Genomic DNA, 14693 nt, shown 5'->3' on the forward strand with positions numbered 1-14693 from the left:
CCGACAACGCGGCGAGGTGCGGTGCCGGGCGTCGCGGGCCCGGGGGCACCTCCCAGCGGTAGCTGGGGGAGGGACTTTGACGACAGGGCCTAGGCAGGCCTCCGCTCCCAGGCCCGCGCGAACACCTCGTGCAGGGGCTCCGTCGGCAGCACCCGGCCGAAGGGGGCGCGGACCGAGTTGCTCCACAGCGGGCGCACCTGGTGGGTCGCCAGCTTCACCGTCTCCAGCGGCAGGTTCGGGGCCTTCAGCTCGGTCCATTCCCCGGGCAGGAACACGGTCCGGCCCGCCCGTGCCCGCTTGGCCTCCATGACCGCGCCGGTGGCGAGGAGCTCCGCCTGGACCTCCTTGTGCCGCTTGGCGGACCAGCCGTTCCACCGCCGTACGTTCCGGTCGGTGGGGGCGGCCAGCGCCGCCACCTGGAGGTACAGCGCCGCCGCGTCCGCGCCGACGCCGAGCTCATCCGCTGCCCGCGTGACCAGCTCCGGGCAGGACCGCCGCGGATCCGCCTCGTACGCACCGGCGGGCACCGGTCCGGAGCGGGCCCGCAGCATCATCCGCTCCAGCCCGCCACCGGCCACCAGCGGTGCCACCCGGTCCAACTCCTCCGTGAGGTCGGTGACCTCGCGGACCCGCCGCCACACCTCGGGGTCGGTGACCGCGGCGGGCCGCAGGAACGAGGCGCCGCCCGGCGCGCACACCACCAGGGGTCCGGAGTCGTACGCGGTCACCGGGACCGGGCCCTCCTCCTTGCGGTCGTCCATCGCCACCGGCAGCAGCCCGGGCCCGAAGCGCTCCGCGATCCGCGCCGAGGCGTCCTGGACCCGGCCGCCGGGCAGCGCCAGCAGCAGCTCCGGACGGGCCAGTTCGGCGCGCAGCCGCTCGTACACGTCCATCGCGCCGGCCACCGCGGGATCCCCGACGGGCCGGTCCGTCCAGGCCCACACCAGCGCGCTCGCCATCCCGAGGAGGTCGAGTCCCACCGGTGTGCCGTACGGCAGCTCGGGTTCGGCCGGGGGTACGGCCCGGACCTCCACCCCGATGCCGTACGGGGTCGCAGCCAGCTCCCAGCCGGCCGCCTCCACGGGCGCGTTCACGGTCGTGTCCGAGGCGGCCTGCCAGCCACCCGCCAACCGCCGGGCCCATACCTCGCCGAGTCCCAGGTCGGTCTCCAGGGCGTCCGCCGCCTCGTCGTGTACGGCGGGCAGCGCGCCGAGCAGTTCCCGCCACACCCCGGCCATCCGCTCCGCGGCCGCATCGACCCCGCCCGGCCGCCACAGCTCGGCCGGGTCCTCGGGCAGGGCCGCGGCCAGGACGGCCCGCTGACCGACGCCCCCGAGCCGCGCACGCAGTTCCTCGTACGCCCCGGCCGTCAGCGCGGTCGCCCGGTACGGGGCCTTGCACGCCAGGGCGCGGTCCTCGTCCCGATGGGCCCGGCCGACCAGACCGGCCACCACGAGCCGGGCCACGGCCCGCCGGACACCGGTCAGTTCCGCGAAGCGTGCCGCTGCCGACTCGGGCACCGGGACCGGCCCTTGCGCCTCGACCGCCGCCACCAGGGCCCGCAGCCGGGCGGCGTCGTCCCGCCGCACCCGGACCGGGCGGGCCTGCGGGAGCGCCGCCGGCACCGGGTCGCCGTCCGGATCCCCGATGGCGGGCGCCACGAACCAGCACGCCGACCCGCCGGACCGCAGTGCGGCGGACGCCACGGCCGTCCCGCCCGCCCGCAGCCCGTCCAGGTCCGCGGAGCCGGGCGTCCGGCCCACCCACCAGCGGCTGCCCGCACGGGCGAACGGCTGGTCGGCCCAGGTGTCCAACAGTGCCAGCAGGGCGGCCCGATCCGCGTCCGGGGTGGGTGCCACCGCCGCCCGCCACGCCACGGCGTCGATCGAGCCCAGCAGCTGCGACCAGTCGTGCGGCGGCGCGGGCGGCGACAGCCGCCGCACTTCCTCCACGATCGTCCCGGCCAGGCAGGCGCCGTCGGCGGCCAGCGCGCCGAGCGTCGCCGGCAGGGCCACGTCCCGGGTCCGACCGCGCGCGTCCTCCTCCCCGCCCGGGACCAGCCCGAACAGCGCGGGCAGCAGCTCGGTGTCCCGCGCGGACCTGCGCAGCACGACCGGCGGGGCCTCGGCGAGCAGGGACACGCGCCGGTGCAGGGCCCGCCGTCGCTCCTCCACCCGGGCCGCCCGCCCGGCCACCGCCACGACCGCCCCGGCCAGGACCGGGTCGGTGACCTCCGGCAACTCCCGGGCCACGACCGCGCGCAGCGCCTCCTCGCCGGTGAGGGCGGCCGCCAGCAGCGCCTGCGCCGTCTGCCCGTCCACGCTCCGCAGCGCCCGGGACCCGGCCGCGTCACGCGTGCGCAGCAGGTACCAGAAGGCGGGCGGCAGGGCCACGCCCGCCGACACCGTGACCTGCCGGGCCGGCTTCACCCGCGGGTGCTTGGGGGAGTGGTGCCCGTCCAGCTCCCACAGCAGGACGCCGTCGGCGGTGTACGCGCGCACACCCGTAGGGGTCTGCGCCTCGGCCAGGACCACGTCTTCCACCGCGCCCTCCGGCGCGGCCCACAGGCCCCACGGCTCCTGCCCCGGCCGGTCGATGTCGAAGCGGGCCGTACGCCCGTCCACGCTCTCCACCAGGTAGTGGTCGGGCGCGTGGTCGCGGTGCCGGGTGCGGAACAGCACCCGGGTCCCGACCAATCCGTCCCGGCTGCCCAGCGGGGAGTCGGACAACCCGGCGGGCAGCGGTGCCAGCTGCAGCGCCTCCGAGTCCAGGCTCATTCCCGCCTCGGACGGCTCCGCGGCGGGATCGGTGCCCGGTGCGCGGCCGGGGAAGTGCGGCAGCGCAACGGCTCCCCGCCGTTCCCCGGTGACCGGGTCGACCACCTCCCACGGCTTCCGCCCGTAGATCGTGTTGGTCCAGATCCGGGAGCCGTCGCCCAGCAATAGTTCCTCGCCGTCGATGCCTTCGGTGTCCCCCGGGCGCAGCACGCGCAGGCCGCTGTGGCGACCGCCCCCGTCGGCGCTCTCGAACTGGAAGCCGTACGCCCCGTCCAGGCTGCCGCCGAACGGCACCATCCCGCCCAACTCCGCGGGCTCGAAAGGTTCCTCGGGGCGGTCCGCCCAGACTGCGGTGTCGCAGAAGTACGGGTTCGGCTTGAGGGTCCAGCTCACGAGGAAGGAGCCGCCCACGTAGTGCACGGCGAACAGGGTCGCGTCCTCGGGAACCGCGAACCGGCAGGAGCCCCGCTCCCCGTCCGGGGCGACGGCGACCGCCCGGTCCCGCCCGAACACCGTCAGCACCGGCCAGGTGCAGGTCACCCCGGCGACGCCCGGCAGCGGCGGGGTCGCCGCGGACTCGACGGAAGCGGCCGGCACGGCTGGCTCCGCGAACCCCGCGTACACCGACTCCAGGGCCGGCCAGGCCAGTTCCTCCGGCAGGCCGGCCGCCAGCGAACGCCGCAGCGTGCCCGCCGCCCCCGCCCCGGCGAGGGCGTCGACGATCCCGCCGAGGGCCGTCACCGTCGGCCGGTCCAGCAGGGTCTCCAGCTCGGCCACGGCCTCCTCGGCCCCCGCCATGCCGCCGCCCCCGACCGCGGAGACGAGCTTGCCGACCCGCCCGGCCACCTCGTGGGCGATGCCCTCGTTGCCCGGCAGCAGCGTCACCGCGGACCCGGTACGGCGCCCGCGCGCGGTCCAGTGGTCCGGGAGCAGATCGGCGTGGACCGTCCCCTCCAGGCGGGGGCCGAACACCGGGTCCGCGGCCAGCGCGACGAGGTCCCGTCGGGACCGCTCCCCCCAGAACCGCATCCGGACCTCCGGGCCCGGGTCGACCACCGCGGCCCCGGCCGCCAGGCAGGCGTCCAGCACGTCCGCGTCGAAGCCCTGGTAGTGGTACCGGGTGGTGTGCACCGCGACGGGGGTGCCCGCCGCCCGCAGCTGCGGGCCCAGCCGGACGACCAGGTCGAGGAGTTCCGCCGGCAGCGGCTGCCGGGAGACCCCGCCGCCGGACTGCAGCGCGTACTGGTACATGCGGACGAACTGTCCGACCCAGTGCGCCAGCCCGCCCTGCGGCACCAACCGCCCGGCCGCCATCGCTTCCGTCGCTCCGCAGCCGATCAGCATCCGCAGCCAGGCCCCGCCGTCGGTGACCCCGGCCGGGAAGACCTCGACCAGTCCGGCCAGGATGGCGTCCGCCGGCGGATGCGCCGTCAGGACGGCCTCGGCGGCGGTCAGCAGTGCTTCGGGCACCGACTTCCCGCGGGTGACCGACAGGATCGCGCCCACCATCCGCGCGGCCTCGTCGTCACCGTGCCCGGCCGCCTTGGCCGACGCCCGTACCCGGCGCACCAGATCCGCCGGCAGGTCCGCCCGCGAGCCGGCCCACGCGGTCAGGAACGCCTCCAGGGCCGTGTGCGCCGCCGCCGGATCGAGGGTCTCGGCGAGGAAGCGCTGATGGGCCCCGAACTCCTTGGCCGGCATGGCTCCACCCGCCGCGAACAGCAGGGCGTTGGCCCGGCGGTAGCCGGGATCCACCGGCAGCCCGTGCTCCGCCTCGGCGGCGCGCGCCGCCGCGTAGGCCCGCCCGCCCGGCCGGCTCCCGTACCCGATCAGGCGATGGCCCACCGTGTCCCAGAACCACGGCAGGTGCGCCGGCGGCAGCCGCCGCGCCCGCGCCGTCATCGTGTCGACGAACCGGCCGGGCTTCTCGTGGGACCGGCCGAGCTCGGTGTACATGTCGTCGATCAGGTCCCGCGCGACCCCGGCCGCACCCGGGTCGTGGGCGGCGACCCAGTCGGCGTACGTGGTGGAGGCGTGCGGACCGGAGGCGGGCAACAGGGCATCGAGCGAGACGATCATGCTTCGCATCGTCGCACGGACCACTGACACCACCCGGCCGAGGCGGAGCGGCCCCGGCCCGGCTTCCCGGCCCCGGCCCCAGCCCGGCTTCCCGGCTGCGGCCCCGGGCCCTGGCCTCCCGGCCCCGGCTCAGGTTCCGGCTTCCCGGCCCCAGCTTCCCGGCCTTGGCCCCCGGTTTCCCGGCCTTGGCCCCCGGTTTCCCGGCCCCGGCCCCCGGCCTCCCGGGCCACGGGCTTTCGTCTCCCGGCCTTCCTCTAGAGTGCTTCCGTCCCGTACACGTGACTGTGACCCCGGCCGGGCGGCGCGTGCCGACCCGCGCACGGGCCCGAGCGAGGAGCAACCGTGACCGACCTGGCGTCCATATCCCTGCAGCAGGAGATCGCGCGCGATCTCCAGGTGAGCGCGTCCTTCGACGTCCGGCAGGAGATCGAGCGCCGAGTGGCCTTCCTCGCCGAGCGGCTGACCTCCACGGGTCTGCGCGCACTGGTCCTGGGCATCAGCGGCGGCGTGGATTCCACGACCGCGGGCCGCCTGTGCCAGCTCGCCGTCGAGCGGGTGCGCGCCGCCGGGCACGAGGCGACGTTCTTCGCGATGCGACTGCCCTACGGGACCCAGGCCGACGAGAAGGACGCGCAGCTGGCGCTGGACTTCATCCGGGCCGACCGGGTCATGACCGTGGACGTGAAGTCCGCGAGCGACGCCGCCCTGGAAGCGGCGCTGGCCGGCGGCACGGTCTTCCGCGACGCGCACCACCAGGACTTCGTGCACGGCAACATCAAGGCCCGGCAGCGCATGATCGCCCAGTACGCGGTGGCGGGCGCGCACGAGGGCCTGGTGGTCGGCACCGACCACGCCGCCGAGGCGGTCTCCGGCTTCTTCACCAAGTTCGGCGACGGTGCGGCCGACGTCGTCCCGCTCACCGGCCTCACCAAGCGCCGGGTGCGCGCCCTCGCGCAGGAGCTCGGCGCGCCCGCCGAGCTGGTGCACAAGACCCCGACCGCGGACCTGGAGACGCTCGACCCGGGCAAGCCCGACGAGGACGCCCTCGGCGTCACCTACGACGACATCGACGACCTCCTCGAGGGCAAGCCCGTCGCGGGGACCGCCTTCGCGGCCATCGTCACCCGCTACCGCCTCACCGAGCACAAGCGACAGCTGCCGATCGCCCCCTGAGCCGCCCCGCGCCGGCCCGGCACTGAGCCGAACGGCTCAATGCCGGGCCGACGACGGGACCGCCCCGCACGCCCCCACCTATCGTGGAAGCGACCTCATGACCCGGCGGTGGCGCGCGGACAGGTGGATGTGGACGGATCAGGGATCGACTATCACGCGGTCTTCCACGCCCTTCCGGGCGCGGTCGCACTGCTGACCCCTGACCTGGTGTACCTGGACGTCAACGAGTCGTTCGTGGAGACGTCCGGCCGTACCCGCGAGCAGCTCATCGACCGCTACCTCTTCGACGTCTTCCCCGACAACCCCAACGATCCGGCGGCGAACGGCATGCGCAACCTGCGCGCCTCCCTGGAACGGGTCGTGGCCACCGGGGAGCCCGACACCATGGCCGTCCAGCGCTACGACGTCGAGTACCCCGACCGGTCCGGGGTCTGGCACGAGCGCTACTGGAGCCCCGTCAACGTCCCCGTCCTCGCCCCCGACGGCACCGTGGCACTGCTCCTGCACCGCGTGGAAGAAGTCACCGAGCTCATCCGGGCCGGCTCCCGCAACGGCGGTGACCACGCCCAAGTGCTGGAGGCCGAGATCTACACCCGTGGCCGGGAGCTCCAGGAGGTCAACGAACGCCTGCGCCGGGCGCACGCCCACGAGCGCGAGGTGGCCCTCCACCTCCAGGAGGCCCTGCTGCCCGCGCCGCGCCCGCTCGGCCACCACCACGCCGCCGTCCGCTACCGGCCCGCCACCATGGCCCTGAACGTGTGCGGCGACTGGTACGACCTCGTCGACCGGCCCGGTCGCACCGCCGTGTCCGTCGGCGACGTCGTCGGCCACGGACTCGGGGCGGCCGGCGTCATGGGCCAGCTGCGCAGCGCCCTGTCGGCCGCCTCCCACGTCGCCGAGGGCCCGGCCCAGGCCCTGGAGGTCCTCGGCCTGTACGCCCGCTCCGTCGACGGCGCCGAGTCCACCACCGCCGTGTCCGTCTTCATCGACTGGAACAGCCGCACCCTCACCTACAGCAGTGCCGGCCACCCACCGCCCCTGCTCTGCCACCCCGACGGCACGGTCACCTTCCTCGACCGGGCCACCGACCCCCCGCTCGGCGCCCGGCCCGAACACGCCCCCCGTCCCCAGGAACAGCTCGCCTTCGCCGAAGGCTCCACCCTCGTCCTGTACACCGACGGGCTCATCGAACGCCGCCGCGAGGACATCGACGTCGGTCTGGGCAGGCTGGCCGACGCCCTCGTACGGCACCGCACCGCCGAGCCCGACGCCCTCGCGGACGCGCTGCTGGCCGATCTCATTCCCGCCGTCGGCATCACCGACGACACCGCGCTGGTCGTCCTGCGCCTGTGACGGCCGCCCCGGGGAATTCGCAGGCGCCCACGGCCCCGGCTGCATAGGCTCGGCCCATGCCGAGCCCCGCACTCCAGCGCGTCAATGCCTTCCTTTCGGACTTCGCCCGCCGCCAGGCCGCGCGCACGAGGGTCCTTCCCGGAGGGTTCGCCGTGTACGACGACGCGTACGCGCAGTCCTACGCGAACAACCAGCTCGTCATCGACGCGGCCGTCGACCCCGAGGCGCTGCCCGCCCTCGCGGAGGAAGCCCTGGCGCACCTGCCGCACCGGCTGATCTCCGTACTCGACGACGAGACCGGCCGGGCGTGCGCGGGGCCGCTGGTCCGGGCCGGATACACCCACTCCACCTACCTGGTCATGCTGCACACGGGCCCGGTGCCGGACGCCGGACCCGCGCAGGAGGTGGACCTCGACGCACTGCGCGTACCGCTGACCCGCCGCTGGCGGGGGTTCCTCCCGGACGCCGACGACGAGGTCCTGCGCCAGCTCGTCGACCGGCGCGAGGCCCGCCGGCGCGGGGCGGACGTCGTCCGGTTCATCGGTGCCCGTACGGAGGCGGGCGAGGTCGCCTCATGGGCCGACCTCTACGTCGACCGGGCGACCGGCACGGCCCAGATCGAGGACCTGATCACCTCGGAGGCCCACCTCGGTCGCGGCTACGCCGACGCCGTCCTGGCGGGCGCCCTGCGCCTGGCCGCCGCCCACGGCAGCGAGTTCCGCTTCCTGACCGCCGACGCCGCGGATTGGCCGCGCCACTGGTACGAGCGCCGCGGCTTCGCCGTCATAGGCCACTCGCACGGCTTCGAACGCAGCTGACGCCGTGAGCGCCGTCCGCGCCCTCCGTGCCGTGCGCCGTCCGTGCCCGGCCTTTCAGGGGCGGGGGTGCAGGGGGACCGGGACGCGGGGCAGGTCGATGCCGAAGTGCGTGCGGTAGGCCGCCAGGACCTCGGCGTCGTCGGCCAGGGTCCGCTCGGTCCGTTCCCCGTCGGCCGTGACCGTCAGCACGCGGTCGCTGAGGGTGGTCCGGCCGGTCTCTGTCAGCAGCGAGCACACCGGCTTGCGGGTGAAACCGGACGCGGGCGAGGTGCTGTGCCACCACGCACCGGTCACGAAGTCGGACAGGACCCGGGGGCGCGTTTCCAGCCGGTACTGCGGCACGCCGTTCTGAAGGACGTCGAGGTCCCCCTCCGGGCCACCGGCCGCCGCGATCCGGAACACCCCGCCCGGGTCGGTCTGCTCGCCGCGCTCGTCGAAGGCCAGCGGGAAGTGGCTGTGGTCGCCGAAGCCCACGTCCACCAGCCACGGGCGGCCGTCCTCGCACTCCACGCGCAGCGCCAGGTGGTCGTAGGGCACGCCCTGCCCGCCGTCGGCGGAAAGCACCCGGGCCTGCAGCAGCTCCACCCGGTAGCCCAGGGAGTGCAGCAGCAGCGCGAACGCGCCGTTCAGCTCGTAACAGAATCCGCCGCGGCCGCCGTGCAGCAGCTTGTCGAGCAGTGCCGCCCCCTCCAGCACGATCTCCTGTCCCAGGTGGATGGACAGGCTCTCGAAGGGGACGGTCCGCAGGTGCCGCAGGTGCAGGTCGCGCAGGGCAGCCGCACTCGCCGCCCCGGGCCGCTGCGCCCCGATCCGCCGCAGGTACGCGTCAACGCGTGACGCGGGAAGCTCTTCCATCCCGGCAGTCTCGCAACCTGCCTCCGCCCCTGCCATACGCGGATGGACCTAGGTCCATCGGCCAGCCGTTTCACGGGCGGCCGCCGGAAGCAGGAACGGGGTGGTCAGGGCGAGCAGTCCCGCGGCCGCGAGGGCGGTGCGCGGGCCGGTGACGTCGGCGAGCAGGCCGGCGAGCGCCGTGAGGACGGCGACGGACGCTTGCTGGCCGATCGACCAGGCCGAAAGGGTGCGGGCGACGAGATGCGCGGGGGTGTGTTCGAGCCGGTAGGTGGCGAGCACCGGGGTGTACAGACTCATGTTGATGACGATCGCCAGCTGGACCGCCATCACCGTGAGGAGGCCGACGACGCCGGGGCGGACGAAGACCAGGCCGATCAGCCAGACGGCGCGCAGGGTGCCGACGGTCCGGATGACCCGGTCCCGGCCGTGTCGGGCCACGGTACGGCGGGCCAACCGCGACCCGATGAGTCCGCCGATGCAGGGAGCGGCGAAGGCGAGGGCGTACTGCCAGGGCGGGAAGCCGAGCCGGCGCAGCAAGAGCACGGCCAGCAGCGGCTCGGTGGCCATGACCAGGCCGGAGACGAGCACGTGGTTGAGGTAGAGCGCCCGCAGACCGGGATGCCCCATGATGTGCCGCCAGCCGTCCAGCAGCCCGCCGGCCCGGACCGCGCCCTTGCCGGTGGGGTGCGGCGCCCCTTCCCGGCCTCGGACCGCGGTGAGGCACAGCGCCGAGAACAGGTAGCTGAGCGCGTCGGCCACCACCGTGGTGACCGGCCCGAACAGGCCGATCGCCGCCCCGCCCAGTGGCGGCCCGACCGCGAGCGAGCTCCAGTTCGTGGACTCGAAGCGTGCGTTGGCCACGAGCAGGTCGTCCGGCGGGACGAGGGCCTTGAGGTAGGCGCCGCCGGCCGCGCTGAAAGCGATCTTGGCCGCCGCGACCACGGCCGAGACCACGAGCAGCTGGACGAAACCCAGCCATCCGAAGAAGTAGGCGACCGGGACCGTCGCCATGACCGCGAACCGCGTCAGGTCCATCGCGATCATGACCGGACGCTTGTGCCGGAACTCCACCCACGGCGCGAGCGGCACCGCGATCAGCGCGCCCACCGCGGGCCCCACCGCGGACAGCGCGGATACCTCGGCGGGACCGGCGTGCAACGCCAGCACGGCGATCAGCGGCAATGCGCCGAACCCCAGCCCGGACCCGTAGGCGCTCACCGCATACGCCGTCCACAGCCAGCCGAACCGCCGGCCCAACCGTCTCCTGCCCACCCTGCGCAGCGCTCCCACCCGAACAAACCGACGTTGACCGGGAGAGCTAACCGAGCAGCGCAGCAGCAGGTCAAACAACTGCACGGCCCCCTGCCCACAACCATCCGTTGTTCACTAAGGTGGATCGACGTGGACCTCGAAGCAGTACGCACCTTCGTCGCCGTTGCGGAAGCGGGCCAGTTCCAGAAGGCCGCTGTCGACCTGTCGATCACCCAGCAGGCCGTCTCCAAACGCATCGCCGCACTGGAGCGCAGCCTCGGCGTGCGGCTGTTCACCCGCGCACCCCGTGGCGCGGAGCCCACCATCGACGGTCAGGCGTTCCTGCCCCATGCGCGCGAGCTGCTGCGCGTTGCCGAGCGCGCGGTCACGTCCGTGCGCCCCGACCGCCGTCCGCTACGCGTCGACGTGATCGCTTCGCGCGGCGCGCAGGCGGGCCTGATGCGGGGCTTCCACCGCGCGTACCCGGAGGTCGACCTCGACGTGGTGATGCTGTTCGAGATCGAGACGGCCCTCGCCGCGATCCGGTCCGGTGCGATCGACGCGTCGTTCCGCGCCGTCGCCGCTCCCGGCCGGCCCCTTCCCGAGGACATCGAGTCCGTCCGGGTGCTCGACGAGCCGCTCCAGCTGCTCACCGGCCCCGCCCATGCGTTGGCCGGCGCCCGGTCGGTGACCGTCGCCCAGCTCGCCGGGCACCGGATCTGGATGCCCGGCATCGTCCCCGGCACCGAATGGGGCGCCTACTACGACGACCTCGTCGCCGAGTTCGGCCTCACCATCGAGGCGACCGGCCCCAACTTCGGCTCCGACGCGCTCCTGGACACCATCGCCGACACCCCGGCCCTGGCCACCTTCATGGGCGAGCACACCCGCCTCATCTGGCCCGCCGACCACGGCCTGCGCCGCATCCCGGTGACCGACCCGACGCCCGTCTACCCGCACTCGTTCCTGTGGCACCGCGACAACCCCCACCCGGCCCTGGTCACCCTCCGCGCCCATCTGGCCGCCACGGCGGCCGGCCGTGCCGCCGCCGGGACCTGGGCGCCGGGCTGGGTGATCCCGCGCTGAACGGCCCCCGCCCGCGCGCCGATCCTCAGGGGAGTGCGCTGGTCACGCCGTCGACGATCACCATCCACATGGGCTGGGCGCCCGTGCCGAACGCCGAGGCCAGGGCGTAGCCGATCGCCGCGTCCGCCGGCCGGACCTCGCGGTCCTCCCGCCATTCGGCGATGACCGTCTCGTCGCCGTCCGAGGAGAAGTCGCCCAGGTGCACGCCGTCGCGGGTCAGGCGGCTGCTGGGGACGGAGTCCGGGACCAGGCGGTACTCCGCCCCGTCGTACGTGACGTCCACCCGGTAGGAGTGCCTGGTCAGGCGGCCCTTGGCCGGCAGCAGCCCGACCACCGCGCCGTCGACCCGCAGGGTGAGGTGTGCCGGGTCGCGGGTGCCGATGGCGATCTGCGGGTCGGCTTCGGTCGCCGGGTCGCGCTCCAGGCTCACGCGGGGGATCGCCGCGCCGTCGACCTCGAGGCGGTCCTGGCCGTCCTGGCGGACGGTGATCGCGCCGAAGCGGGTGTCCTCGATGGGGGCTCGGTCTGTTTCGTTCACGGGTGTGCGTCGCTTCGGTGTGTGGGGTGTCGCATGTGCGGTGAACCGATGGATGGCATAAGGGAGTTTCCGTATCACCATACCGGTATTGATCATGATGCGGGCCGGGGCGGATCGATCGCGCCGACACCGTGGCGACGGGTTCCGAGCGATCGACGGCCGAGCGTGTCTAGCACTACGTCCCCCTCGCGAGGAGGGGGACGGAGCGGATCGACGTCGAGGATCAGCGGCTCGTCAGGTAGCCGCCCATGGTCGTGAAGTAGTCGGCTGCGGGCATCTCTTCGCCCTCCTCGGTCCGGACCCGGGTGATGGCGAGGCCGTGGTTGCGGCCGGTGCGGGCGTCGGCTCCGGCCACGATCACGACGCCTTCGCCCTCGCGGTAGAACACGCGGCCGGGCGTGCCCCCGTAGCGGCCCTCGGAGACGACGGCGGCCAGTACCTCCAGACGCTTGCCGCGGTGGAAGGTGAACGCTGCCGGATAGGGGGTCGACTGGGCGCGGACGAGGCGCTCGAGGTCCTCGGCCGGCCAGTTCCAGTCGATGCGGATGTCCTCGGCCGACCGCTTGTGGAAGAAGCTGGCCTGCGACCGGTCCTGGCGGGTGAAGTCGGTCTCACCGGCCGCGATCCGGCCCAGGGCGCCCACGGTGACCGGCGCGATCAGGTCGACCGTCTTGTGGAACAGGTCGGTGGCGGTGTCCGTCGGGCCGACCGGTACGGCGCGCTGAACCACGATGTCGCCCGCGTCGAGCTCGTCGTTCATCAGGTGGGCGGTGACGCCCACTTCGGGCTCGTTGTTGATCAGCGCCCAGATCAGTGGTGAGAAGCCGGCGTACTTCGGCAGCAGGGAGTCGTGCACGTTGAGGGTGCCGTGGCGGGGCAGGTTGAAGATGCGCGGGGGGATCCACGTGCGCCAGTTGTTCGCCACGATGATGTCCGGTTCCGCCTCCCTCAGCCGGGTGAACAGCTCCTCGTCGTCGGGGCGGTTGCGGATGAGCACCGGGACACCGTGGGCGTCGGCGAGGTCGGCGACCGAGTCGCTCCAGATCTTCTCGTACGCGTGCTCGCTCTTCGGGTGCGTCACGACCAGAACGACATCGTGTTCGGACTCCAGCAGAGCCTGCAGGGTGCGGTGCCCCCACGTCTGATAGCCGAACATGACGACCCGCATGGGGTTCCTCCTTGGAGCGGCGACAGATTTCAGAACGAGTAAAGCAAGCCTTACCTAACTGTGCAACATCCCCTATTTTGAAGAGAGTTCAGCTCGAGGTTGATGGAGGCTCGATCTGATTTGCCCATCGACAGCACCACATTGTCAGGTTAGCCTTCCCTAAGTTCTCCTCGGGCTCTGCTCCTTCGGCGTGCCCTGCCCCGGTTCCCCCCATGCATGGCAATCGGCTGCCCCCGCACGATTGGGAGTGACATGTCACAGGATCTGTCCGATGATGCGCCACTGATCCACGACCTCATCGGCATCGGCTTCGGCCCCTCGAACGTGGCCATGGCGATCGCGCTCAGCGAACACAACGCCGGCGTCGGACCGCAGGAAGCGGTCACCGCCCACTTCTTCGAGCAGCAGCCCTGCTTCGGCTGGCACCGCGGCATGCTCATCGACGACGCCACGATGCAGGTGTCCTTCCTCAAGGACCTGGTGACACTGCGCAATCCGGCGAGCGAGTACAGCTTCCTCTGCTACCTCCAGAGCAGGGGCCGCCTGATCGACTTCGTCAACCACAAGAGCCTGTTCCCCCTGCGCGTGGAGTTCCACGACTACTTCGAGTGGGCCGCGGCCAAGGTCGACGACATGGTCTCCTACGGGTCCGAGGTCGTCGCCGTACGTCCCGTCCTGCGCGACGGGGCGATCGAGTACGTGGACGTGACCGCCCGCTCCGGCTCCGAACTCGTGGTCCACCGGGCGCGCAACCTGGTGATCGGCACCGGCCTGCGGCCGCAGATGCCGGAGGGCGTGGACCGCACCGAGCGGATCTGGCACACCTCGGAACTGCTCACGCGGGTCGCCGCGTTGGGAGGCGCGGATCCCACCCGGTTCGTCGTCGTCGGCGCCGGCCAGAGCGCCGCCGAGAACGTGGCCTTCCTGCACCGCACCTTCCCCCGGGCCGAGGTGTGCGCCGTCTTCTCCCGCTACGGCTACAGCCCCGCCGACGACAGCGGATTCGCCAACCGGATCTTCGACCCTGCGGCGGTCGACGAGTACTTCACCGCCCCCGAGGAGATCAAGCGCAAGCTGATCGAGTACCACGCCAACACCAACTACTCCGTGGTGGACATCGACCTCATCGACGACCTCTACCGGCAGGAGTACCAGGAGAAGGTCCTCGGCACCGAACGGCTGCGCTTCCTGAAGGTGTCACGGCTCGCGGAGGTCACCGAGACCCCCGACCACGTGCGCGTCACCGTCGAGTCGCTGGTCACGGGGGAGAAGGAGGCCCTGGCGGCCGACGCACTGGTCTACGCGACCGGATACCGCTCGGCGGACGGCCTCGGACTGCTCGGGGACGTCGAGAGGTACTGCCGGCGCGACGGCCTCGGCCGGGTCCGCGTGGCGCGCGACTACCGTGTCGAGAGCGAGTCCGAACTGCGCTGCGGCATCTACCTCCAGGGAGGAACGGAGCACACGCACGGCATCACGTCCTCCCTGCTGTCGAACACCGCCGTCAGGGTCGGCGAGATCCTCCAGTCCATCGTCGCCCACGGCCGCGTACCGGTACCGGCCTCCCGTACGGCGCCCACCCCCTGAGGACCAGC

The 14693-nt window shown here is 73.4% G+C and carries 10 protein-coding genes; 5 read left to right on the forward strand and 5 right to left on the reverse strand.

What is annotated here, in order from left to right:
• Window positions 1-89: 89 nt before the first annotated feature.
• A complete protein-coding gene (locus ACIQK6_RS25900) occupies window positions 90-4856 on the reverse strand; it encodes a hypothetical protein (RefSeq protein ID WP_402695560.1) in 4767 nt (1588 codons plus the stop codon).
• Window positions 4857-5198: 342 nt separating this feature from the next.
• Between ACIQK6_RS25900 and nadE the strand changes: the two genes are divergently transcribed.
• From nadE to ACIQK6_RS25915, 3 genes are all read left to right on the forward strand, one after another.
• Complete coding sequence (gene nadE / locus ACIQK6_RS25905) at window positions 5199-6029, forward strand: ammonia-dependent NAD(+) synthetase (protein ID WP_329106190.1); 831 nt, start codon at window positions 5199-5201, stop codon at window positions 6027-6029.
• Between the two features lie 129 nt (window positions 6030-6158).
• Entirely contained in the window at window positions 6159-7382 is a 1224-nt protein-coding gene (locus tag ACIQK6_RS25910) for a SpoIIE family protein phosphatase (protein ID WP_329108232.1), read from the forward strand.
• 56 nt (window positions 7383-7438) lie between these two features.
• Window positions 7439-8200: a GNAT family N-acetyltransferase gene (locus ACIQK6_RS25915; protein WP_329106192.1), complete on the forward strand. Its 762-nt coding sequence runs from the start codon at window positions 7439-7441 to the stop codon at window positions 8198-8200.
• Between the two features lie 54 nt (window positions 8201-8254).
• Here the strand turns inward: ACIQK6_RS25915 and ACIQK6_RS25920 are convergent, their stop codons facing one another.
• Together ACIQK6_RS25920 and ACIQK6_RS25925 are read right to left on the reverse strand one after the other, a co-directional pair.
• Window positions 8255-9055 (reverse strand): arylamine N-acetyltransferase, encoded by an 801-nt coding sequence (locus ACIQK6_RS25920; RefSeq protein ID WP_402695561.1) that lies wholly within the window; start codon window positions 9053-9055, stop codon window positions 8255-8257.
• A gap of 48 nt (window positions 9056-9103) precedes the next feature.
• Window positions 9104-10312 carry an MFS transporter gene (locus ACIQK6_RS25925; protein WP_329106196.1) on the reverse strand — a complete coding sequence of 403 codons (1209 nt, stop codon included), beginning with the start codon at window positions 10310-10312 and terminating at the stop codon, window positions 9104-9106.
• Between the two features lie 144 nt (window positions 10313-10456).
• On the opposite strand from ACIQK6_RS25925, the gene ACIQK6_RS25930 reads away from it, so the two are divergent.
• Window positions 10457-11392, forward strand: coding sequence for a LysR family transcriptional regulator (locus ACIQK6_RS25930; protein WP_329106198.1), 936 nt, complete (start codon window positions 10457-10459; stop codon window positions 11390-11392).
• A 25-nt stretch (window positions 11393-11417) separates the two neighbouring features.
• Here the strand turns inward: ACIQK6_RS25930 and ACIQK6_RS25935 are convergent, their stop codons facing one another.
• A complete protein-coding gene (locus ACIQK6_RS25935; protein ID WP_402695562.1) occupies window positions 11418-11930 on the reverse strand; it encodes a hypothetical protein in 513 nt (170 codons plus the stop codon).
• Window positions 11931-12153: 223 nt separating this feature from the next.
• On the reverse strand, window positions 12154-13098 hold the full coding sequence (locus tag ACIQK6_RS25940) for a methionyl-tRNA formyltransferase (protein ID WP_329106200.1): 945 nt from the start codon (window positions 13096-13098) through the stop codon (window positions 12154-12156).
• Between the two features lie 252 nt (window positions 13099-13350).
• Between ACIQK6_RS25940 and ACIQK6_RS25945 the strand changes: the two genes are divergently transcribed.
• The gene (locus ACIQK6_RS25945; RefSeq protein ID WP_329106202.1) at window positions 13351-14685 is read left to right on the forward strand and encodes a lysine N(6)-hydroxylase/L-ornithine N(5)-oxygenase family protein; all 1335 of its coding nucleotides are present in this window, start codon (window positions 13351-13353) and stop codon (window positions 14683-14685) included.
• Window positions 14686-14693: the final 8 nt, after the last annotated feature.

Origin of the sequence: Streptomyces sp. NPDC091682 (assembly GCF_044756625.1) — a bacterium.
In the GTDB taxonomy this organism is placed as follows: domain Bacteria; phylum Actinomycetota; class Actinomycetes; order Streptomycetales; family Streptomycetaceae; genus Streptomyces.